The following is a 23,093-nucleotide window of genomic DNA, read 5'->3' on the forward strand; positions in this document are numbered from 1 at the left end:
AGCCGTTGCTGGGGAAGGCGAACTGCGCCGCCTCGTGGCTGGCGCGCTGCGGCCAGCGCTGGGTGATGGCCTTGCGGCGGGTGTAGAAGCGCACGCCGTCCGGGCCGTAGGCGTGGAGGTCGCCGAACAGCGAGCGCTTCCAGCCGCCGAAGCTGTGGTAGGCCACCGGGACCGGCAGCGGCACGTTGACACCGACCATGCCCACTTCGATCTCGTCGCAGAACAGGCGGGCGGCTTCGCCGTCGCGGGTGAAGATGCAGGTGCCGTTGCCGTACTCGTGGTCGTTGATCAGCTGCATGGCGTCTTCCAGGCTGCCGACGCGAACGATGCAGAGCACCGGGCCGAAGATTTCTTCCTGGTAGATGCGCATGTCGGCTTTGACGTGGTCGAACAGGGTGCCGCCAACGAAGTAGCCATCTTCATGGCCGGCCACGCGGTAGCCACGGCCATCCACCACCAGCTTGGCGCCGGCAGCGACGCCGTCGTCGATGTAGCCGACCACCTTGTCGCGGGCAGCGGCGGTGACCAGCGGGCCCATGTCCAGGCCGCAGTTGGTGCCGGCGCCGATCTTCAGGCCCTTGATCTGCGGAACGATCTTGTCCACCAGGGCATCGGCGATCTGGTCGCCTACGCACACGGCTACGGAGATGGCCATGCAGCGCTCACCGCAGGAACCGTAGGCGGCACCCATCAGTGCGCTGACCGCGTTGTCGAGGTCGGCGTCGGGCATCAGCACAGCGTGGTTCTTGGCGCCGCCCAGGGCCTGCACGCGCTTACCGCGCTTGGTGCCTTCGGCGTAGATGTATTCGGCGATGGGGGTAGAGCCGACGAAGCTCAGGGCCTTCACTTCCGGGGCTTCGATCAGCGCGTCCACGGCTTCCTTGTCGCCGTTGACCACGTTCAGCACGCCCTTGGGCAGGCCGGCCTGATGGAACAGCTCGGCGATCAGCAGGGTGGAGCTCGGGTCACGCTCGGAGGGCTTGAGGATGAAGGTGTTGCCGCAGGCGATGGCCAGCGGGTACATCCACAGCGGCACCATGGCCGGGAAGTTGAACGGGGTGATGCCGGCGACCACGCCCAGCGGCTGGAAGTCGCTCCAGGCGTCGATGTTCGGACCGACGTTGCGGGTGTATTCGCCCTTGAGGATTTCCGGGGCGGCGCAGGCGTACTCGACGTTCTCGATGCCGCGCTTCAATTCACCGGCGGCGTCTTCCAGGGTCTTGCCGTGCTCTTCGGCGATCAGCTTGGAGATCACCGCTTCGTTCTGCTCCAGCAGTTGCTTGAAGCGGAACAGCACCTGGGCGCGCTTGGCCGGCGGGGTGTTGCGCCAGGCCGGGAACGCGGCCTTGGCGGCGTCGATGGCCTGCTGGATGGTGGCGCGGCTGGCCAGGCCGACCTTGCGGTGGGCTTCGCCGGTGGACGGGTTGAACACGTCCGCGGTGCGGCCTTGGTCGTCGATGCGTTCGCCGTTGATCAGGTGCGGGATGAGGCTCATGGAGGCTCCTCGGCGTGAATGCCGTTGGGCTGGGGACATGGTGTCGAGCTTGTCGTCAGTGGGTGGGTGAGTTAAAGCTATATTTTCTTGTGTTCAGATACTGGAAAACTCACCTATGCCAAAGAAGACCCCTCTGAGCCAGGTCAGTGATTTCGACCTGCGTCTGCTGCGGCTTTTCAAAACAGTGGCCGAATGCGGCAGTTTTTCGGCTGCCGAAGGCGCACTGGGAATCACCCGCTCGGCCATCAGCCTGCACATGAGCGACCTGGAGAAGCGCCTCGGCATGCGCCTGTGTCAGCGCGGCAGGGCCGGTTTCGCGCTGACGGACGAGGGGAGGGAGGTGCTGCGCGCCAGCGAGACGGTGCTGGTGGCCATCGAAGGCTTTCGCAGCGAGGTCAACCAGATGCACCAGCAACTGCGCGGTGATCTCAATGTCGGGATCGTCAACAACCTGGTGACCCAGCCCAGGATGCGCATTACCCAGGCGCTCAAGGCGGTGCGCGCAGAAGGGGCGGGGGTGCGCATCAACCTCAGCATGAGTACCCCCGGCGAAATCGAGCGCGGCCTGCTGGACGGGCGATTGCATGTGGGCGCCGTGCCACTGATCACCCCCTTGTCGGGGCTGGAGTACAGCCTGCTCTACGAGGAGCGCTCGAACCTCTACTGCAGCCATGAGCACCCCCTGTTCGCACGTGCCGCAGGGGTCAGCAACGAGGAACTGAAGAGCGCGGATGCTGTGGTCCCCAGCTATCGCATGACGGCAGAAGCGATTGGCCTGCACCAACTGCTGAACTTCGCCGCATCGGCCACGGACCGTGAGGGCATTGCCTTCCTGATCCTCACCGGCAGCTACATCGGCTTCCTCCCGGATCACTATGCCGCCACCTGGGTGGAGAAAGGGCTGATGGCGCCCTTGAGCCCAGAGCGCTTGTACTTCGATGCCAAGCTGGCAATTGCGACCCGCAAAGGGCGCAGACAGAACCTCATCCTCGAACGCTTCCTCGAATCCCTCCAGCACACCCGCTAAGCCCCGCCGCACCTTACTTCGCTGCATACGCACAGTCGCCCCATCCACTGGATGGGTGTGACCGTTTGGTCATTCCTTCGAAAAAAAGTCCAAGACGCGTGTTGACACGAACTTTTGATCGGTCCTAGTCTGAATACATCGCTGCACACATTGAAATGCACAATACAACATGCAGCGCAAAATCGATTGCTGACTCTTCTGCCTACAAAAACAACGTTACCGGAGAGATTCAAAATGGCTCGGTTCTTCTCTCGCTCCATCCGCAGTGTGATCGCTTGTGTTGCCACTGTCGGCGCATTGCTTACCCAGGCCCCTGTCCAGGCGGCCGAGACGCAAATCTGGAAAGACATCCAAAAGGCCGGCGTCCTGCGCTGCGGTGCAGCCGTGGCCGCCCCGTACGTCATGCGGGATGCAGCGACGGGACAGTACAGCGGCTACTTCGTGGACCTGTGCCGGGACTTCGGCGAGAAGGTGCTGAAGGTCAAGGTCGAGTTCGTGGACACCAACTGGGACAACCTGGTGGCCGGCCTGCAGAGCGGCAAGTGGGACCTGGCCATGGCGCTGAACCAGACGCCGGAGCGGGCCCTGGCGGTGTCCTTCTCGGCACCGGCCACCGACTACCAGGTGTCGTTGCTGGTGAACAAGGACAACCCCAAGCTCACAGGGGCTGGCAACACCATCGCCGACTATGACAAGGCAGGCGTCACCTTCGCCGTCATGTCCGGCACCGCACAGGACAAGGCCATCTCCGCTGCCGTGAAGACCGCCAAGATCATGCGCTTGCCCGGCATGGATGAAACCCGTCTGGCGGTGATGTCTCGCCGAGCTGATGTCCTGGTCGATGCCAGCGACACCAACCACCTCTTCGCTGTCGCCAACGCCGGTTGGGCCAAGGAAGTCCTGCCCAAACCGGCCCTGGCCAAACAGGGTGTCGCCTTCGGTGTTCGTCGCGACGCCAGCGCGGCCGACCTTCAGGTGTTGAACATCTACGTCACCCAGCGCCGCGAGACCGGCGAAATCGACGCCCTGGTCGACAAGGCCTCCCTCCAGGCCAACGCCGCCGAAAAAACCGCCCAGTGATCCCTCGTTGACCCCCGAGGGCCTCGATGAGGGGCCCTCCCGGAGAACCCCCTATGAATTCCCCCTATCTGGTGGCTTCCCAGCCACAGTCCCAGCCTGCGATCGCCTCCAATTCGGCTTCCGGCGACTTCATTCAGCTTCGCGGCGTGCACAAGTCCTATGGCGAGCAGTTGGTCGTGATGGACAACATGAACCTGGACATGCGTGCCGATGATCGGCTGGTCATCATCGGCCCGAGCGGCAGCGGCAAGAGTTCCCTGCTGCGGGTCCTGATGGGGCTGGAAGGTATCCAGGGCGGGACCATCGGCTTTCAGGGCAAGCCCTATATCAACGGCACGGGTGGTCGCGGAAAGCTGAATGAGAGCCTGCGCAACCAGATCGGCATGGTGTTCCAGCACTACACCCTGTTCCCGCATCTCTCGGTGCTCAGCAACCTGATCCTGGCGCCCACCAAGGTCCATGGCCTGTCGAAGGCCGAAGCGACCGAGAGGGCCCGCGTGTACCTGGCGCGTTTGGGACTGGAAAGCAAGCTCAATGCCTATCCCAGCCAGCTTTCCGGCGGCCAGAAGCAGCGGGTGGCCATTGCCCGGGCGCTGATGCTGGAACCCAAGCTGATGCTGTTCGACGAGGTGACCTCCGCGCTCGACCCGGAAATGGTCATCGAAGTGCAGAACGTGATGCTGCAACTGGCCGAACAGAAGATGGCCATGATCATCGTCACCCATGACATGCACTTCGCCCGGCACATCGCTACCCGCGTGGTGTTCTGCGCCAACGGCAAAGTGGTCGAGCAGGGCCCGCCGGAGCAGATCTTCACCCAGCCCAAAGAAGCCCGTACCCGGGAGTTCCTCGAAAAAGTCCTGCACTTGGACTGAGGGTGAAGCCATGAACTACCAATTCGACTTCCACTTCCTGAACGGCAACTTCGGCGTCCTCTGGGACGGCCTGAAGGTGACGCTGGAGCTGGCGCTGGTTTCCAACATGATTGGCCTGGTCTGCGGCTTCGGCCTGTGCCTGCTGACCATGAGCCGCTGGTTCTTCCTGCGCTGGCCGGCCCAGTTGTTCATCGAGTTCTTCCGCTGCACCCCGGCGTTGCTGCAGATCGTCTGGTTCTTCTACTGCGTGCCGATGCTCTTCAACGTGTTCATCGATCCCGTCGCCATGGGCTTCCTGGCGCTCGGTCTGAACCTCACCGCATTCAATGCCGAGGCCTACCGCGCCGGTGTCCAGGCGGTGCCACGCGAGCACCTGGATGCTTGCGTCGCCCTGGGCCTGCGTCCCTGGCAGCGCACGCTGTACGTGGTGCTCCCGCAAGCGTTGCGCAGTGCCTTGCCGGTACTCATGACCAATGGCATCGGCACCCTGCAACAGAGCGCCCTGGTCGCCATCGTCGCCGTCTCCGATCTCATGTACGTGGGCAAGAGCCTGGCCACCGAGGCTTACCGGCCGCTGGAAACCTACACCGTGATCGCCCTCATCTACTTTGCCCTGTCGCTGCCGATCGGCCAGTTGGTGCAACTGATCGAGCGTCGCCAGGACGCTGCGGCCGCGCGCTGAGGAGAACGCCATGACCATCGATTTCTCCATCGTCCTGACCTACTGGCACGTCCTGCTCAAGGGCCTGGCGCTGACCCTCGCCATCACCCTCGGCTGCGCCGTGATCGGCAGTCTGGCAGGCTTCGTGCTCAGCCTGCTGCGGATGTCCCGCCTCAAGCTGCTGAAGCTGCCGACCACCCTGTATGTGGAGTTCTTCCGGGGCACGCCGCTGCTGATTCAGCTGTTCTGGGTGTTCTTCTGCTTCCCGGTGGTGTTCGGCATGGATATCCCGCCGTACGTGTCCGTGATCATCTCACTGACCCTGTTCATGGCGGCCATCACCAGCGAGACCTTCCGGGGCGCGCTGAAGTCCATCGCCAGTGAACAGCACGATGCATGCACCGCGCTGGGCCTGACCTCGCGGGTGAAGGTGCTCTACGTGATCTTCCCGCAGGCACTGCTGCGCGCCATTCCGCCGCTGCTGTCGAACGTGGTCAGCCTGTTCAAGGAGAGCGCCCTGATCTCCTCGGTGGGCATCGCTGACCTGATGTTCGTCGGCCAGAACATTTCCAACAGCACGGCCCGGCCGGTCGAGTTCCTCTCCGCCGTCGCCGTCATCTACTTCCTCGTGGCTTTCCCGCTGACCCGCATGGTCGGCGTGGTCGAAGCCCGGATGCTCCGGCGCTACGCCTACTAACCCCCCTCACAAAAAAGCCCTTCCTGGAGAGTTCAACATGCAACTGAAAGGCATCCTGCCCGCCCTCGTCACGCCCTTCGACAAGTCCGGCGCGGTCGATCACGAAACCCTGGCAGCCATCATCGAGTACCAGCTGAACGCCGGCGTCAGTGGTTTCGTTCCGTTGGGCTCCACCGGCGAGTACTACGCGCTGACCAACGACGAGCGTCGCCAGGTCATGGCGACCGTGAAAGAAGTGGTGGCGGATCGTGGCGTGCTCATCGCTGGCGCCAACGGTTCCTGCACCCGCGAAGTGATCGAGCAGGTCAAGCAGACTCGCGACGCCGGCTACAGCAACGTCCTGATTGCCCCGCCGTACTACGCGCTGCCGTCCCAGCAGGAGCTGATCGGCCACTATCAGGCGATCCTCGATGCCGTACCGGACGTGAACGTGGTGCTCTACAACTACCCGGTGCGCACCAACGTGGAAGTCGGCTTCGAAGTGCTGGAAGCCTTCAAGAACCACCCGCGCGTGATCGCCATCAAGGAAAGCAGCGGCAACCTGCTGCGCGCCATCGAGATCGGCAATACCTACAAGGACAACTACCAGCTGTCCTGCGGCTCCGACGACCAGGCCCTGGACTTCTTCCTGTGGGGTGCCAGCAGCTGGATCTGCGGCCCGGCCAACTGCTTCCCGGATCAGGTGGTGGACTTCTATCGCAAGTACGAGGCTGGCGACCTGGCCGGCGCCCAGGCGGTGATGCGCTCGCTGTTCCCGGTAATGGCCAGCATGGAGTCCGGCAAGTTCATCCAGAAGGTGAAGTACGGCTGTGAACTGGCTGGTTTCAACGCCGGTAACGCGCGCATGCCGCTGCAGCCGCTGACCGACGACGAAAAGGCCGAATTCCGCAAGGTGTTCGAAGCTTCCCAGCGTTGACCCCAAGCCGGCATCGGCTCCAAATGGAGTCGATGCCGATTATCGAGAGAGCAGAGATGACCAGCCAAGTTTTCACCTGTATCGAAGGCCACACCGAAGGCATGCCGGTGCGCATGGTGGTGGGCGGTGCGCCGGAGCTGCACGGCGCCACCATGAGCGAGCGGCGTCGGCATTTCATCGAAGAATTCGACTGGGTTCGTCGTGCCCTGATGCTGGAGCCCCGAGGCCATTCGCACATGTCGGGAACCCTCTTTTATCCCCCAGTCAGCGCCGAGGCCGATTTCAGTCTGTTGTTCATCGAGACTTCCGGCTGCTTGCCGATGTGCGGTCACGCGACGCTCGGCTCCATCACCTTTGCCCTGGAAGCAGGGCTGGTGAAGCCGAAAACACCGGGCCAGGTGGTGGTGGATGTTCCGGCCGGCCAGATTCGTGCCCGCTACGAGCAGCAGGGCGACAAGATCACGTCGGTGCGCTTTACCAACGTGCCAGGCTTCCTGCTGTACCAGGACGTGCAGATCTTCCTGCCGCAACTGGGCAAGCTGAAGCTCGACATCGCCTACGGCGGCAACTTCTATCCCATCATCGAAGTCCAGGCCAACTACGCCGGCTGCGAGCACTTCACCCCCGAGCAGCTGCTGGAGTGGGGCAGGGAAGTGCAGCGCCTGGTCAATGCCAATTTCGATGTCGTGCACCCGGACGATGCCTCGATTCGCGGCGTGAAGCACTGCATGTGGACCGGCCATCCACTGGCCAAGGACTCCCATGGGCGTGCCGTCGTGATCGCCGGCGACAGCCTGGTGGACCGTTCACCCTGCGGCACCGGTACGTCCGCCCGCGTCGCCCAGCGTTTTGCGCGCGGCTGGCTGGCCGAAGGAGAAGCGTTCCGTCACGAGAGCATTATCGGCAGCCGCTTCACCGGCCGGGCTGAGGCCACTACCACGCTGTCCAATGGAGCTGCGGCTGTTTATCCGAGCATCGAAGGCAGCGCCTGGATTACCGGACGCGCCGAGTTCTACGCGGATGACACGCAACCGTACTGGGACGGATTCTCCCTGGGCGATTTCGTTGGCAACAAGGGGGCTGCATGAACGCTCAGCAAAGCCAGTCGGCCATCGTTATCGGTGGTGGCATCGTCGGCGTCTGCTGTGCCCTTTACCTGCAGCGCGAAGGCTACCAGGTCACCCTGGTAGACCCGGCCGCGCCGGGTGACAGCACGGCGAAGTGGAGCTGTGGCCAGATGGCGGTGAGCGAGGTCATCCCGCTTTCCAAACCTGGCATTCTCAGGAAAATCCCGTCCTGGCTGCTGGACCAGAAAGGCCCCCTGGCGCTGCGCCCCAGCGCGCTGCCGGGCATCCTGCCGTGGTTCCTGCGCTTCGTCTCCTGTGCCCGTCACGCGAAGATCGTCGAGATCGCGGAAGCGATGACCACCCTGACCGAGAACGTGTACGAGGATTATGCGCCGCTGTTGGCTGTATGTCCTGACAAGAATCTGCTGGGTGATCGTCCGATTATCGAGGTATTCGACTCTCCCGCCGGCGTCATTCATGAGCGTCCGCACTTGGAACTACGCAAGTCTCTGGGCTTCAGTTCGGAAGAGCTGGATGCTGCAGCCATTGCCGATCTGGAGCCGGCGTTGGCGGGCAAGTTCAAGCATGGCTTGCTGTTCCCGGACTGGCGGGCGGTCAGCGATACCGAAGGATTCATAGCGGCGCTGACCCAGAGCTTCATCGACCAGGGCGGCGTACGCGTCCGTGACCAGGTGAAACGCATCGACAGCTTGGCGGATCGCGCCACCGGCGTCACGCTCGGCACCGGTACGCGCCTGCCGGCCGACCATGTGGTGGTGGCGGCAGGCACTGGCTCCCGTCAGTTCTTTTCGCAACTGGGTGTGGACATTCCCCTGGCCGGAATAGCCGGGTACCAGGTGGTCCTGCCCAAACCAGGTGTGGAGATCCGCCATTCGGTGATCTACGCCGACGGCGGCTTCTGCTTCAGCCCGATGACTCGCGGCTTGCAGATTGGCGGCACCATCGAATTCGCCGGCCCCAACGCCGAACCCAATTTCAAGCGCGCCGACATCATCCTGGAGAAGGCCCGGCGAATCCTGCCGCAGCTGCAGGACAGCAACTTCGAGTACGGCGTCGGCTATCGCCCATTCCTGCCGGATACCAAACCGGTCATCGACCGCTCCGCTCGGCTTGGCAACGTCTTCATGGCCTTCGGCCACGGCCAGCTTGGCCTGACACTTGGCGCCACCACCGGGCGCCTGATCGCCGATCTGGTCGCTGGACGGCGGCCCGCCCAGGACTTGACCCCCTTCAGCGCTAATCGCTTCGCCTTCATTGGAGGACTCGCATGACTTCGTACGACCAGCTCTACATCAATGGCCAGTGGGTTGCTCCGGTCAAAGGTGGCACCTTCGAAACCGTCGATCCGAGCAGTGAGGTTCTGATCGCTCGCGTCGCGGCCGCCACCGCTGAGGACGTAGACCTGGCGGTGAAAGCCGCTCGCCAGGCGTTCGATGAGGGGCCCTGGCCACAGATGAGTGGCTCGGCGCGTGCCGCCGTGCTGCGCCGCATCGCCCAGGGCATCCGCGACCGCCAGCAGGAACTGGCCGAGCTGGAGGTTCGCGACAATGGCAAACCGCTGCCCGAAGCACTCTGGGACATTGGCGATACCGCCGGCTGCTTCGACTTCTACGCGGACCTCGCCGAGGACCTGGACAGCCATGTGGAGCAACAAGTAGCCCTGGCCGACGAACGCTTCAGCTCGGTGGCCCGCAAGGAGCCGGTTGGCGTCGCCGGCGCGATCATTCCCTGGAATTTCCCGATGCTGATGGCCGCCTGGAAAGTGGCTCCGGCGCTCGCCGCTGGCTGCAGCATGGTGCTCAAGCCCTCCGAGCTGACACCGCTGACCGCGCTGGAACTGGCCCGTATTGCCGACAAGGCCGGGCTGCCGGCCGGTGTACTGAATGTGGTGACGGGCATGGGCCCGGATGCCGGTGCGCCGCTGGCGGAACACCCCGGCATCGACAAACTGGCCTTCACCGGCAGCGTGCCCACCGGCAGCCGCATCATGCAGGCCGCCGCCAAGGACATCAAAAACATCAGCCTGGAGCTGGGCGGCAAGTCGCCCTTCATCGTCTTCGCGGACAGCGATGTCGAAGCGGCCGTCGAATGGATCATGTTCGGCATCTTCTGGAACCAGGGCCAGGTCTGCTCCGCCACGTCCCGCGTGCTGGTCCAGCGCGAGCTCTACGAGCCGCTGCTCAAGCGTCTGAAGGAAGAGGCCGAGAAGGTCCGCATCGGCAACGGCCTGGAGGAGGGCGTACTGCTCGGTCCGCTGGTGAACAAGGGCCAGTACGACAAGGTTCGCGCCGCCATCGCGCGCGGCCGCGAGGAAGGCGCGCAACTGGTTTACGGTGGCGAGCGTCCGAGTGGCTTCGATCAGGGCTTCTATCTGCAACCGACCATCTTTGCCGACGTGCCGGAAAACAGCTGGATCTGGAACGAGGAGATCTTTGGGCCGGTGGTCTGCATTCGTCCCTTCGACAATGAAGCCGAGGCCCTGCGTTCGGCCAACGATTCACGCTTCGGCCTGGCCGCCGCCGTGATGTCGAAAGACCTGGCGCGCGCTGAGCGCGTCGCCCGCAAGCTGCGTGCCGGCATCGTCTGGGTCAACTGTTCGCAGCCCACCTTCACCGAGGCGCCCTGGGGTGGATACAAGCAGAGCGGCATCGGCCGTGAGCTCGGTGAATGGGGGCTGAACAACTACCTGGAAACCAAGCAGATCACCCGCTACGACAGCGAGCAGCCCTGGGGCTGGTACATCAAGTGAGGTAACCGCCATGCGCTGGAAGAAAACGCTGCAGCTGGTGGATGTCCACTGCGAAGGCGAGATCGGCAAGGTCATTACCGGGGGTGTCGTCGGAATTCCCGGGGAGACCATGCTGGACAAGATGAATTACATCAACGAAGTGGACGACAGCCTGCGACGCCTGGTGACGCTGGAACCGCGCGGCTGCCTGCAGATGTCGGTGAACCTGCTGCTGCCGCCGACGCGGCCGGAAGCCCAAGCCGGGTTCATCGTCCTGCAGGCTGACAAGGCCCATCCCATGTCCGGCAGCAACTGCATCTGTGTGGTCACCGCGCTGCTCGAACTCGGCATGCTGCCGATGCAGGAGCCGGAAACCACCGTGGTGCTCGACACGCCGGCCGGCCTGGTGACGGCGAAGGCGCGTTGTGAGGATGGTCGTTGCCTGAGTGTGTCGCTGGACATGGTGCCGGCCTTCGTCGAGCACCTGGACGTGGCCATCGAAACGGAGGCGTTCGGCACCATCAAGGCGGACATCGCCTTTGGTGGTGTGTACTACGCCCTGGTGGACGTGGACCAGGTGGGGCTGAGCATCGCCCCCGAGAATGCGCGGGAACTGGCCGCCGCCGGTGTCGCACTCAAGGACATCATCAACCGCCAGGTCAGTGTCCAGCATCCGTTGTTCGAGGCGATCAACGACGTCGCCTACGTGATGTTCCGCAATCGCGTCGACGACCGTACCTACCAGACCTGCACCACTTTGCCGCCGGGCCGGGTGGACCGTTCCCCCTGTGGCACCGGCAGCTCGGCCAACCTGGCCACGCTGGCGGCGCGGGGGCTGGTGGAGGAGGGCGACCAATTGGTTTCCCGCTCCACCATCAACGGGGAGTTCCAGGTCCAGTTGCTCGGGCGTACCGATGTTGCGGGCAGGTCCGCCGTGCTGCCACGGGTGACGGGGCGTGCCTGGATCTACGGTATCCAGCAGTTGGGGGTGGACCCGGATGATCCTCTGGCGGCTGGTTTCATGCTGAGTGACACCTGGGGGCCTGCTTTCCCTGACAAGTGAACACCTGCGTTTCTGTTCCGGACGGGTGAACCGTTCCCACCGGGCGGGCCGCGGGGCTCGCTCGAACCATCGAGATCATTGCCATGGGTGTAGTGACGTTAGAAGCGGAAAACGGTGGGAAGCGACATGGCGGTCGCTACATCTACGAAGAGCTGCGCAAGCAGATCCTGACGTTGCAGCTCAAGCCTGGTGCGCAGCTGGACGAGGTGTCGCTGGCGGCGCAGTTCGGTGTTTCGCGTTCTCCGGTCCGGGATGCGCTGGCGCGGCTGATCAGTGAAGGCCTGGTCACCATCCTGCCGAACCGCACGACCCTGGTGACGCCGTTCGAGATCGAGGAGTTTCCCAAGTACATCGCGGCGTTGGACCTGACCCAGCGTGCAGTGACCCGTCTTGCGGCGATCAACAGGACTGAACAGGACCTCGACCGCATCCGCGAGGCCAATACGGCGTACATCCGGGCGCTGGGGCTGGGCAGCTTCCAGGAGATGTCCGAGCGAAACAAGGCGTTCCACCTGGAGATCGCCAGGGCAGGCCGCAACCCCTATCTCACGAGCTATTACGAAAAACTGCTGGGGGAGGGGCAGCGACTGCTTCACCTGCATTTCGATTTCATCGTCAGTTCGCAAATGACCCGCCCGGATGAGGATCACGACAAGATGATCGAGGCCATTGCGAACAGGCAGGCTGACGAAGCGGAAGCCGCATCGCACGAACATACGTTGCTCTTCCGTGATCGCTTCCTGGAATTCATGAAGCAGAACCTGACGAAGAACATCTCGATTCTGTAATGCGTGACGCGGCCCCTGCGTGGTTGCGCTACGGACCGATTCGCCTACCGATCATCACGGCCCTTACCCTATGCGAACCCAGCTCTTCCCGCGGCACACCGCGGTCCTGCTTCTTGCCGGGTTGGCCTGCGCCTTTGCCGGTAACCATATCGCTGCCCGCATCGCCTTCGATGACGGCGCTGGATTGCTCCTGGCGATCCTCTGCCGTTCCGGCGTCACCACGCTGGTGCTGGGTATTCTTGTATTCCTGAAGCGGGAATCCGTTCGCCTCGGGAAAGCGATGGCCAGCTGGCAGTTGTTGATGGGATGCCTGATAGGTTTCCAGAGCTTCTGCATCTACTCGGCGGTGGCGCGAATTCCTGTCGGCCTGGCATTGCTCGTGGTCAATCTCTCGCCGGTATTCCTGGCCCTGTTCACCTATGTCCTGGGTGGACCCGCACCGACTCGTCGTTCGGTAGTGCTGATGGCCGGTATTCTCGGCGGTCTGCTGATTGCTCTGGATGTGCCGACCCTCCTGGCCGGGCAAGGTCAGTTCGACAAGCGCTGGATCGAGGGCGTGCTGTTCAGCCTGGTAGGCGCAGCGGTGTTCGGCGCCGCCATGTGGGTTTCCGAGAATCGCCTGTCGGGCATGGCCGGTACCGTGCGCAGCATGCTGACCATGGCGCTGGTTTTCATCGTCGCCCTTCTGGCCAGCGCGGCGAATGTCGTGCCGGGCGGGTTGTCCGTCCCAGCGTCGGCCGGTGGCTGGCTCGCCTTGTCGTTCCTGGTGGTGCTTTATGGAGCGGCCTTTTCCACGCTGTTCATTTTCATGCCCAGGCTGGACATCGCGCGCAATGCCCCCGTAATGAATGTGGAACCGGTAGCGGGTCTGATGTTTGGCTGGTTGATCCTCGATCAGAAGCTCAGTGCGCTGCAGCTGGTTGGCGGGGGGATGGTCGTCACGGGCATCGTGCTGCTGGCCTACCGCCGCCAGGATTGAGTCTCGGCCAGGCGGTTACTTTCTGATGGTCTTATGCTCTGGAGAGGAATCCCTATGACCTCGGCTTCGAAATCGCTTCATGGACAGCGTGTGCTGGTTACCGGGGGGACTGGCGGAATTGGCGCAGCTATCGTCGAGCAGCTCGTTGAGGAAGGGGCCTGGCCCCTGATCCATTACGGTCGTGACAAAACCGCTGCCGAAGAGTTGCTTGATCGGATTTCGGGCAAGGGAACCATCCTCCAGGCGGACCTTTCGACTGCCGACGGTCCCTTCCAGCTGTGGCAGCAAGCGCAGGTTTCCGGCCGAATCCATGCTCTGGTCAATAACGCGGGCATCCGGAGCGAAGTCTCCGTCGATGCGGAGCCCGAGGTGTGGAAGGCGACCTGGATGAGAGAGTTCCAGGTCAACTTCTTCGCTGCTGCGGATCTCTGCAAGCAGGCGATCCAGCATTTCAGGGCACATGGCGGCGGCAAGATCGTCAACATGGCCAGTCGGGCGGGGCAGCGAGGTTACGCGGCAAACGCGATGCCTTATGGCGCAACGAAAGCCGCCCTGGTGAACCTCACCAAGTCGATCGCTGTGAGTTTTGGTCGTGAGGGCATTTTCGCGGTTGCCATAGCCCCTGGATGGGTTCGTACAGAGATGGCCGAGGCGTATATCGCTAAGAACGGCAAAGCTGCTGCCGTGGCCGATATCCCGATTGGCGAAATGGCCGAGCCGGCAGAGATCGCGGAGCTCGTTTCATTCGTCCTGCGGCCATCGCAGTTGTCGCTGAATGGCGCGACACTCGATGTGAATGGTGGGAGTTACATTCGCTGACGGGGCCGCCCGCCGCGCGTTCGGCGCAATAGTCGCCTCTATGTGAGCTGAGTTACTCTTGCCCCACTACCGGGCGCTGTCGTGCCTGACAAGATGAACAGGGTGCCTGATGAGTAACGATCCAGTAGAGCCGGAAAGCAATGGCCGTCGTCATGGCGGGCGATACATCTACGAAGAACTGCGCAAGCAGATCCTCACGCTGAAGCTCAAGCCAGGCGCTCCGTTGGATGAGGTTTCCCTTGCCGCCCAGTTCGGTCTTTCGCGCTCTCCGGTGCGCGACGCCCTGGCCCGCCTGATCACCGAAGGCCTGGTGACGATTCTGCCGAACCGCACCACCCTGGTGACGCCGTTCGAAATCGAAGAGTTTCCAAACTACGTGTCGGCACTGGATCTGATCCAGCGTGCGGTCACCCGATTGGCGGCCCTGCAACGTACGGACGAGGACATGGCCCAAATCCGTGCGGCGGAAGAGGCCTACATGGAGTCCATCAGCAAGGGTGACTTTCAGGCCATGACGGAGCTGAACAAGACGCTCCACATGGAAATCGCCCGCGCCGGCAAGAACCCCTACCTGACCAGCTACTACGAGAAGCTCCTCGGCGAGGGGCAGCGGCTGCTGCACCTGCACTTCGATTTCATCGTCAGCGCCGCGACCTCATCGGGCCTGGGCCGGGACCACGAGGACATCGTCGAAGCCATCGCCGCGCGCGATGCGGACGCCGCGGAGAACGCCGCGCACGAACACACCATGCTGTTCCAGCGCAGGTTCCTCGATTTCATGCAGCAAAACCTGACGTCCCAGATGCGGATTTCGTAGTTCGGCAAGACGGAACTGGCGGCGATCCCGCCGGCGTCGGACGCAAAAAAACGGCGTTTATGAGCCGATGGCACTGGGCAGGTTAATGTCGCCAGGCCTGACAGGGGCGGGCGGTGGCGAGTACAATTCGCGCCTTACTCCCCCCTCTGTTGCTTCCTTTGCCGGAGTCACCGGCCAGGATTACCGCCATGATTCGCATCAACGAACTGTCTCTGCCCCTCGATCACTCCGCCGATGAACTGCGCACGGCCATCGTCAAACGCCTGAATATCAGCGACGCCGATCTGCTGAATTTCACCGTGTTCAAGCGCAGCTACGATGCCCGCAAGAAAAACAGCGTCATTCTGTTCATCTACATCATCGACCTGGAGGCTCGCGACGAGGCGGCGATCCTGGCGCGCTTCGCCGATGACCAGAACGTACGGCCGGCCCCGGACACCAACTACTACCCAGTCGGACAGGCGCCAGCCGATTTGAGCGAGCGGCCGCTGGTCGTGGGCTTTGGTCCCTGCGGCTTGTTCGCAGCGTTGTTGCTCGCACAGATGGGGTTCAAACCCATCGTGCTGGAGCGCGGCAAGGATGTGCGCAGCCGTACCAAGGACACCTGGGCCCTGTGGCGCAAAAAGGTCCTGACGCCGGAATCCAACGTGCAGTTCGGCGAGGGTGGTGCGGGTCTGTTCTCGGACGGCAAGCTCTACAGCCAGATCAAGGACCCCAAGTTCTACGCCCGCAAGGTGATGCACGAGTTCGTCCGCGCCGGTGCGCCGGACGAGATCATGTACGTCAGCAAGCCGCACATCGGCACCTTCCGTCTCACCGGCGTGGTTTCCGCCATGCGCGAGGAGATCATCGCCCTCGGTGGCGAGGTGCGCTTTGAAAGCAAGGTCACCGATCTGCTGATCGACGATGGCCAGCTCGAAGGCGTGATGCTGGCGAACGGTGAAACCATCCGCAGTCGCCATGTGGTGCTGGCGCTGGGCCACAGTTCCCGCGATACCTTCCGCATGCTGCAACGGCAGGACGTGTTCATCGAGGCCAAACCCTTCGCCGTCGGTTTCCGCATCGAACATCCGCAAGGCCTGATCGACCAGGCCCGCTTGGGCAAATACGCCGGCCATCCCGAGCTTGGCGCTGCCGACTACAAGCTGGTGCATCACGCCAAGAACGGCCGCGCCGTCTACAGCTTCTGCATGTGCCCCGGCGGCACTGTGGTGGCGGCCACTTCCGAGCCGGGTCGCGTCGTCACCAACGGCATGAGCCAGTACTCCCGCAACGAACGCAATGCGAATGCCGGCATCGTTGTCGGGATCAACCCCGAGCAGGATTTCCCGGGTGATGCGCTGGCCGGCGTGGATTTGCAGGAGCGTCTGGAATCCCGCGCCTACGAACTGGGTGGCAGCGATTACTGTGCGCCCGCGCAACTGGTGGGCGACTTCATTCGCGGCGTGCCGTCGACCGAGTTCGGCGAGGTGGAACCCTCCTACAAACCCGGTGTACGACTGGGCGATCTCGCGCCTTCGCTGCCGGATTACGTGATTGAGGCGATCCGTGAGGCGCTGCCGGCGTTCGGCAAGCAGATTCGCGGTTTCGATCGCGATGATGCCGTGCTCACCGGTATCGAAACCCGCACCTCCTCGCCGGTGCGCATCACTCGCGACAACGAGACATTGCAGAGCCTCAACCTGCGCGGCCTGTATCCGGCCGGTGAGGGCGCCGGTTATGCCGGTGGCATCCTGTCTGCCGGCGTGGATGGCATCAAAGTTGCCGAAGCGGTAGCCAAGTCGCTGCTCTCCGAACTGAACAAGACCGAAGCGCAGCCTCACTGAGCGCAAGATCGATGAAACTCGACGACATCAAGAAACTTCACCAGAAAAAGTACCGAGCCGAGTTCGGGCATTTTCTGGTGGAGGGCGAGCACCTCCTGTTGGAGCTGCAAAAAGCGGCCTCGCACAATCCGCTTCTCCAGCGCAGCCAGCTGTATGTAACCGGCGGCTACGAGCACTGGCAAAGTCCGTTTGAAACCCATGTGATCAACGACCGCCAGATGGCGCAGATCGCCGACACCAAGACACCGCAGGGCATCATCGCAGTGGTGCCCATGCCGGCTGCAGTCACGTCGGCTTCGGCTCTCGCCAAGAATGAGCGCGCCATCTACCTGCATGAAATTCAGGACCCGGGCAATCTCGGCACCATCCTGCGTACCTTGGCGTGGTTCGGTCATTTTCGCTGCCTGCTCAGTCCCGGCAGCGTTGATCCGTACAACCCCAAAGTCGTGCGCTCCAGCATGGGCGCCATCTTTCATGCGCCCATGGAACTGGATGTGGAGTTGGATTCCCTGGGCGCGCGCTTCGAGCGCATCGCCTGTCTGGATATGACGGGCGACCGCGTGCAATCCGCTGGCTTCAAGAGCTTCGATTGTTATCTGTTCGGCAACGAAGCCCGTGGCGTGCCCCGCGAGCAACTGGTCGCGCTCAACGCCCAGCCGTTCACGATCTCCGGTTGCGGCGCCATCGAATCGCTGAACCTGGCCACAACGGTCAATATGTGCGCTTACGAGTTGAACAGATAGCGGACCAGGGCGACGTGCCCATCGAACCCTCCCTCGAACTCTCTGGCTGCTTATGTCCTCCAACGCGCTCTACACCGATCTGTCCTCCTACTACGACCTGATGTGCGCCGACATCGACTACCGCGCGCAGAGCCACAGCGTGCGCCGGCTGCATCAACTGTTCGGCAATCAGGGGAACAGGCACCTGGACCTCGCCTGTGGCACCGGGCCGCACGTGCGCCATTTCCTCGACTTCGGCTACCGCAGCGCCGGCCTGGATATCAACCAGCCCATGCTGGATCTCGCCCAGCTGCGCTGCCCCGAGGCGCAGTTCAGTCGGCAGGACATGGCGGACTTCCGGGTGGACGAGCCGCTGGACCTGATCACCTGCTTCCTCTACTCGATCCACTACAACGCCGGGCTGGAGCAACTGCGGGCGTGCCTGGCCAGCGTGCACGGCGCGCTCGCGGACAACGGCGTGTTCTGCTTCAACACGGTGGACAAGCGACAGATCGACAACCGCTCATTCGTGCGCCATTCCGTGGAGCAGGAGGGCAGCCACTTCACCTTCGGCTCCGGCTGGTACTACAGCGGCGAGGGCGAACGGCAGGCGCTGCGCCTCAGCATCGAGAAGACCTCGGCAGGGGTGACCCAGGTCTGGGAGGACGAACACGCCATGGTCGCCTTGAGCTTCCCCGAGCTAGAGCAACTGTTGCAGCCGCACTTCGAGGTGCACATCTTCGAGCATGACTACGAACGGATCACGCCCTGGGACGGCGCCTCCGGGAATGCATTGTTTGTCTGCGTGAAGCGCTGAGCGCTTGCCAATGATTTGTTGATCGTCGGCCATGCAGCATTGCCGAGCAGGACAGTTGCAAGCTGGCGATCAGGGCCGGTGTTATTCGCTTTCTCTTGACCAGCCAATTGCAACGGCGCTGACCGTTTGAAGCCAAGTTCCCGATTTGTGGAGCCTGAATTCGTAGCTTGCCGAAAATGGTACGTCGCGCCTTTAAAAAACTTTACGAAGGAGCGCAGACACCGGATTATCTCAAGTCAGCGAGCGCATCAACCTCACCTAAAAAAACAAAAACAGGTGTCTCTATGCTTCTCGAGCATGCGTTGTTAGCCGATGTCAGCGGCAAGCCGATACGCCAGCATCACAAGATTCATTCAACCGATTGGGACGAAATTAGCGACTGGTCGGATCGCGTTTACATGCCCTATCGTGTGCTTCCCGTCGGGCATGCCATCAAGCCGCAGGCAAGTATGCATTCGTCCAGGATTGGCGAATTGACGTTGACTCGTTTCGGCTATGGAGTCGCGGTGAACGTCGATGACTTCTCACCCGAAGCGGGGAACGCGCTGCTGCTCACGACCATTCGCGGCAATGCACGGCACTGGACGCAGCGTTCCGTTACTCAAGATACGGCAATAGGTGAATCCTTCATTGCCGATTGCAGTCGTGTCGATTACCGGGTCGACCTCGACCCGGATCACCTGCAACTGAATCTGACCATTCCTCATGTGGTTTTGGAGCGCCTGGCGCAGCAGTGGCTTGGGTTCGTGCCCGATGATCAGTTCTGGAGATATAAGTGCACCATCGGCGGAGTGGGTTCGAGCTGGCTAAGCCTGCTGAAGTACGCGGTTCGTTGTGTTGCCGAGAATCCCGAGCACATGGCTGAAGGACGCATTGGCGCCCACTTGGAGCAAAGTCTTTGCTTTCATTTGCTGCACGAGTGGACTGGCCGTGCCGCGCAAGCTGGGCTTGATGTGAATAACCCAATGAACCGGATTGCACCCCGTTATGTCAGGGCGGCCGAAGAGTTCATGAGAGCCAATGCCGCGAGCCTACCGACGATCGGAGAAGTTGCAAGTGCGGTTGGGACCAGTGTGCGGGCATTGAGTGGCGCCTTCTCGCGTTTTCGCGGTATGACACCTGGCGCATTCATGCGCGAGCAGCGGTTGCAGGGAGTGCACCGCGATTTATTGGCGACAGATCCGGAGTCGGGCGCGACAGTTTCGGCCATCGCCTTTCGGTGGGGATATTTGAACCTGGGTGAATTTGCAGGCGTCTATCGCAAGCGTTTCAGTGAGCTACCTTCCCAGACCTTGCAGCGGCGATTGCGCTAGCATCCTGACGCAGGATAAAGGCACCGAGAGTGGAGTCAAAACCCACTCCCGGTGGCCAGGAACCCAGTCATTCGCTGCGGGTTAGAACACCCACAGCAGCCGTAGGTTAACCCGCTGCTTTTCCTTGAAGCCGTTGTCGACCGATACGTCCTGACCGTAATTGAGCAGGGTCTGGAAAGTTGGGGTCATCCAGTATGAGGCCCCAACACGGTACTTACTGGTGTTGGGTTCATCGTTCTGATCCTGACCATCAATGCGCGTCTCACCGCCCCAGAGTTGAGATGCACCGACATGCACCGACAGCTTTGGGGTCACGGCGTATCTCAGGTAGGTCTGGGCTTGCCACAGTGGCTTTTGGCGCAATGTCAGGCCTTGACTCGTGAAGTCGTCATTTTTGTGAAACAGGGTCACATCCGCGGTGAGGTCCAGGGACAGTTTCTCGGTGAGACCTGTCGCATAGCCGGTCTGCAACGTTAACTTCCAACGGTTTTCGCCCAGATTGAGTACATCGTTTCGGTCATAGTTGCCGGTCGGCACGAAGAGGTAGGGCGCAATGCCCCAGTAACGTCTCTTCACCGGATCATTCTCGAGCCACAGGGTGGACGCCAGAATCAAATCACCCACGCCACTGGTTTGTCCCAGCGAGTCGTTATCGCGTGTTCCTTCCAGACGACCGAAGGGCAACAGGAACTGCGTATTGATCGTGTAGTCACCCAACTGCTGGTAATGCGCGGCGCGCAGTATGCCGATATCCGAGTCGAGCCCCGCCTTTATCCCGATCTTGTGACCATCACTGTAAAGCGACCGCCTCTGTGCATGCTGAAGGTAAAGCAAACCGATACTGCTGCCGGCTGGAAGCGCAGCCGTGTATTCACCGGCGTCCACATCGATAGCCTGGGCGTTACCCGCCAGAACTGCCAGTACAAGACCGGTACCGATCTTTGAAGTGCCAAGTGCGCAAACTATGGGACGAACGCGCACAGGAGGGCATATGGAGATCTCCATGAGTCACCTATTTTGTTTTTGTTGGTTTTCGGAGAGGGGGCAGTTTTCTTACGCCATTGCCTGGAACCCCTGGCGGGGCTCAGACCTGAATCGAATCAGTTACTGGCTTATCTGGTCATATAGCGGTAGGCCGTCGTTTCGAACTCCAGATAAGAGTTGGTTGAAACGGGGTCTACGAACGGCAATATCTGGGTGGCCCAGAAACCACCAATGCCGTTTTTGCGGTCGATCCAATAGAAGAGATTGGCTAATCCGGCCCACGCCAAAGAGCCCGCAGGGCGACCGGTAGGTGCGTCTTGTTCATTGACCATGAAACTCAACGCCCACGACTTAGGCATGCCCGGGAAGAACTCCGCGGTTTTGGAAATGTTGGGGACGACGCCGGGAAGGGCTTTGATTTTCAGACTTTCGAGTCCGTTCTTTTCAGCGAAACGAATCGTTTCTGGCTTGAGAATCCGTCCGTGATCACCCTGCCCATCGTTTAGCCAGGCGCGGATAAACTGACAATAATCCTTCACCGTCGAATACAGGCCATGGCCTCCCATGTGTACTTCGGGGTCCTGTGGGAGGATTAGATCCTCGAGGACGGTCAGCGATCCATCCTCTTCACGCTGGTGCACGCCAGCCCGCCGCTGGAGCATCGATGGGGTCATGGTAAAGGCGGTATCGGTCATGCCCAGTGGCTCGAAGATGCGCTGCTGCATGACTTCGCCCAGACGTTTGCCGGTGATGGCTTCTACCACCAGGCCGGCCCAATCTATGTTGGAGCCGTACTCCCACTGTTCACCTGGCTCAAACAGCAAGGGTGTTTTGAGCGCAGCCAACGACCCGCTGATGATGCTGGGTTGTCCTTGTTCCTGGGATAGCCTCTTGTAGTGTTCGTTGAAGAACTCATAACCCAAGCCTGCCGTATGAAGCAGAAGCATTCGGGTGGTAATTAGTTTTTTGGGGGGGCGAAGGCGAGGGGTGCCGTCGCTATCAAATCCCTCGAGTACCTTCAGTTCGTCGATGATCGGCACATAGTTCCTGGCAGGCGCATCGAGATCCAGGAGCCCTTCCTCGACCAACTGAAGCACCGCCGTGGCAGTTATCGCCTTGGTCGTGGAAAACATGGCGAAAACACTGTCGGTCGTCATCGCTCCAGCTTGACCGAGCGTTCGTTGACCTGAAGCGCCCTCATAGACCAGGCCGTCGCGCCCGACTACTGCTGCGACTACACCTGGGACGCGCTGTTGACCAGCCGTGGCGGCATCGAGCAAGTGATTGAGTGATGATGTGAAATCTGGGCTCATTTTCTTATTCTCCTTACATCCGCCCATAGTCAGCTCGGCTAGAGCTTATGGCGCGGTGTGCAGTGGCAGGACTGACTGGCCCGACGTAAAGCGATGAGCGTCGGGGCCAGTGGAGAGTAAGAAAATCGAATCGGAGCTTCTGTCGGCTGCCGGCAGAGGGTGTCGGAATCAGGCAGTTATTTAAGTCCCGCAACGGCGGGCGATGTGTGAAAGCATCCCGGCCTGAGTGGCTGCTTGGCCGGAAGCGTCTGTTCGCGAGCGGCGGGTATCGGCCAGGAGCTGACTCTCACTGGAGGCAGCTTCCGACCCAAATCGGACTGTTGAACTTGCCTTCCATGGTCGATAGCAGCCAAATCGGTCGTTCACTGCGCTTCAGCAACGCCCTTGTCGCTTCGCTTCGCTTCGCTTCGCTGCCGCTGACAGTGTCATTCCGCCCTAAGCCGTGTGCACCGCACGGCTGTCCACATGGTTGATCGTCGCCAGTATCTGTTCCGGCTCCGCCAGCGCCGGTGCCATGGTCCAGCGCTGGTAGACGTCATTGCCGATGCGCACCATGCCCGAGTGGTTCGCCAGGTTGCCGTCCACTTCCGGGTTCACATCGTAGAAACCGAGGCTGAAGCGCAACTGCTCGATGTCCTCCGGCGCGCCGGTCAGGAACAGCCAGCCGGGCCCGACGTGGTGCCTGTCGACGAAACCCTTCAGCTGTTGCGGCGTATCCAGTGCGGGCTGCAAGGTGATCGAGTACATGAACACGTCGCGGCCTGCGCGTTCGCCGAGCATTTTCTGTACGCGCAACAGGTTCGCCGTTGCAATCGGACAGCGCCCGGTGCAAGACACGTACATCATGTTGATCGCGACCACCTTTCCACGGATGAGGTCGTCGTAGAACCTGACCTCCTTGCCCTCGTGAGTCAGAAGTCGCGCATTGGGGAAGTAGCTGCCGTCGTCGCCGTCCCTGGTCGGGCGCGGCCGCTCGACGGTAATACCGGGCAGGGCGATCAATCGTCGCGCGGCGACGCCCATGCCAGCTACCAGATTTCTGCGCATGTTCATATGCAACCCTCCGCCCTCTATGTCCAATTGCC

22 protein-coding genes are annotated in these 23,093 nt (G+C 61.7%); 18 read left to right on the forward strand and 4 right to left on the reverse strand.

What is annotated here, in order from left to right:
- Positions 1–1,495, reverse strand: a 1,495-nt coding sequence (locus E8E95_RS11495; RefSeq protein WP_280348325.1) for a CoA-acylating methylmalonate-semialdehyde dehydrogenase, incomplete at its 3' end; no start/stop codon positions are given.
- Positions 1,496–1,610: 115 nt separating this feature from the next.
- Here E8E95_RS11495 and E8E95_RS11500 point away from each other — a divergent pair.
- The 18 genes from E8E95_RS11500 to E8E95_RS11585 all read left to right on the forward strand — a co-directional run bounded on the left by E8E95_RS11500 (position 1,611) and on the right by E8E95_RS11585 (position 19,711).
- Entirely contained in the window at positions 1,611–2,522 is a 912-nt protein-coding gene (locus E8E95_RS11500; RefSeq protein ID WP_280350123.1) for a LysR family transcriptional regulator, read from the forward strand.
- Positions 2,523–2,756: 234 nt separating this feature from the next.
- The gene (locus E8E95_RS11505) at positions 2,757–3,602 is read left to right on the forward strand and encodes a transporter substrate-binding domain-containing protein (protein WP_280350125.1); all 846 of its coding nucleotides are present in this window, start codon (positions 2,757–2,759) and stop codon (positions 3,600–3,602) included.
- A 53-nt stretch (positions 3,603–3,655) separates the two neighbouring features.
- Complete coding sequence (locus E8E95_RS11510; RefSeq protein WP_280350127.1) at positions 3,656–4,477, forward strand: amino acid ABC transporter ATP-binding protein; 822 nt, start codon at positions 3,656–3,658, stop codon at positions 4,475–4,477.
- A gap of 10 nt (positions 4,478–4,487) precedes the next feature.
- Positions 4,488–5,159: an amino acid ABC transporter permease gene (locus tag E8E95_RS11515; protein ID WP_280350129.1), complete on the forward strand. Its 672-nt coding sequence runs from the start codon at positions 4,488–4,490 to the stop codon at positions 5,157–5,159.
- A gap of 10 nt (positions 5,160–5,169) precedes the next feature.
- Positions 5,170–5,835 (forward strand): amino acid ABC transporter permease, encoded by a 666-nt coding sequence (locus E8E95_RS11520; protein WP_280350131.1) that lies wholly within the window; start codon positions 5,170–5,172, stop codon positions 5,833–5,835.
- 37 nt (positions 5,836–5,872) lie between these two features.
- A complete protein-coding gene (gene dapA / locus E8E95_RS11525) occupies positions 5,873–6,751 on the forward strand; it encodes a 4-hydroxy-tetrahydrodipicolinate synthase (RefSeq protein ID WP_280350133.1) in 879 nt (292 codons plus the stop codon).
- A 56-nt stretch (positions 6,752–6,807) separates the two neighbouring features.
- Positions 6,808–7,839: a 4-hydroxyproline epimerase gene (locus tag E8E95_RS11530; protein WP_280350136.1), complete on the forward strand. Its 1,032-nt coding sequence runs from the start codon at positions 6,808–6,810 to the stop codon at positions 7,837–7,839.
- Positions 7,836–9,110 (forward strand): FAD-dependent oxidoreductase, encoded by a 1,275-nt coding sequence (locus E8E95_RS11535; RefSeq protein ID WP_280350139.1) that lies wholly within the window; start codon positions 7,836–7,838, stop codon positions 9,108–9,110. The genes E8E95_RS11530 and E8E95_RS11535 overlap by 4 nt, the downstream gene beginning before the upstream one ends.
- Positions 9,107–10,588, forward strand: coding sequence for an aldehyde dehydrogenase family protein (locus E8E95_RS11540; RefSeq protein ID WP_280350141.1), 1,482 nt, complete (start codon positions 9,107–9,109; stop codon positions 10,586–10,588). The genes E8E95_RS11535 and E8E95_RS11540 overlap by 4 nt, the downstream gene beginning before the upstream one ends.
- 10 nt (positions 10,589–10,598) lie before the next feature.
- Positions 10,599–11,630, forward strand: a complete 1,032-nt coding sequence (locus tag E8E95_RS11545; protein ID WP_280350143.1) for a proline racemase family protein — start codon at positions 10,599–10,601, stop codon at positions 11,628–11,630.
- An 83-nt stretch (positions 11,631–11,713) separates the two neighbouring features.
- The gene (locus E8E95_RS11550) at positions 11,714–12,418 is read left to right on the forward strand and encodes a GntR family transcriptional regulator (RefSeq protein ID WP_280350145.1); all 705 of its coding nucleotides are present in this window, start codon (positions 11,714–11,716) and stop codon (positions 12,416–12,418) included.
- A gap of 70 nt (positions 12,419–12,488) precedes the next feature.
- Entirely contained in the window at positions 12,489–13,397 is a 909-nt protein-coding gene (locus tag E8E95_RS11555) for a DMT family transporter (RefSeq protein ID WP_280350147.1), read from the forward strand.
- Positions 13,398–13,451: 54 nt separating this feature from the next.
- On the forward strand, positions 13,452–14,216 hold the full coding sequence (locus tag E8E95_RS11560) for an SDR family oxidoreductase (RefSeq protein ID WP_280350149.1): 765 nt from the start codon (positions 13,452–13,454) through the stop codon (positions 14,214–14,216).
- A gap of 109 nt (positions 14,217–14,325) precedes the next feature.
- Complete coding sequence (locus tag E8E95_RS11565) at positions 14,326–15,033, forward strand: GntR family transcriptional regulator (protein WP_280350151.1); 708 nt, start codon at positions 14,326–14,328, stop codon at positions 15,031–15,033.
- A 188-nt stretch (positions 15,034–15,221) separates the two neighbouring features.
- The gene (locus tag E8E95_RS11570) at positions 15,222–16,859 is read left to right on the forward strand and encodes an NAD(P)/FAD-dependent oxidoreductase (protein WP_280350153.1); all 1,638 of its coding nucleotides are present in this window, start codon (positions 15,222–15,224) and stop codon (positions 16,857–16,859) included.
- A gap of 11 nt (positions 16,860–16,870) precedes the next feature.
- On the forward strand, positions 16,871–17,602 hold the full coding sequence (locus E8E95_RS11575; RefSeq protein WP_280350155.1) for an RNA methyltransferase: 732 nt from the start codon (positions 16,871–16,873) through the stop codon (positions 17,600–17,602).
- Between the two features lie 52 nt (positions 17,603–17,654).
- Entirely contained in the window at positions 17,655–18,398 is a 744-nt protein-coding gene (locus tag E8E95_RS11580) for a class I SAM-dependent methyltransferase (RefSeq protein WP_280350158.1), read from the forward strand.
- 284 nt (positions 18,399–18,682) lie between these two features.
- Positions 18,683–19,711 (forward strand): AraC family transcriptional regulator, encoded by a 1,029-nt coding sequence (locus tag E8E95_RS11585; protein WP_348532578.1) that lies wholly within the window; start codon positions 18,683–18,685, stop codon positions 19,709–19,711.
- An 81-nt stretch (positions 19,712–19,792) separates the two neighbouring features.
- On the opposite strand, the gene E8E95_RS11590 is transcribed toward E8E95_RS11585, so the two are convergent.
- From E8E95_RS11590 to E8E95_RS11600, 3 genes are all read right to left on the reverse strand, one after another.
- Positions 19,793–20,716, reverse strand: coding sequence for a transporter (locus tag E8E95_RS11590; protein ID WP_280350162.1), 924 nt, complete (start codon positions 20,714–20,716; stop codon positions 19,793–19,795).
- A gap of 107 nt (positions 20,717–20,823) precedes the next feature.
- Positions 20,824–22,008, reverse strand: a complete 1,185-nt coding sequence (locus tag E8E95_RS11595; protein ID WP_280350164.1) for a serine hydrolase domain-containing protein — start codon at positions 22,006–22,008, stop codon at positions 20,824–20,826.
- A 435-nt stretch (positions 22,009–22,443) separates the two neighbouring features.
- Positions 22,444–23,061, reverse strand: a complete 618-nt coding sequence (locus tag E8E95_RS11600) for an SCO family protein (protein WP_280350166.1) — start codon at positions 23,059–23,061, stop codon at positions 22,444–22,446.
- Positions 23,062–23,093 lie beyond the last annotated feature (32 nt).

It is taken from the genome of Pseudomonas sp. BN414 (assembly GCF_029871275.1).
Classification (GTDB): Bacteria; Pseudomonadota; Gammaproteobacteria; order Pseudomonadales; family Pseudomonadaceae; genus Metapseudomonas; species Metapseudomonas resinovorans_C.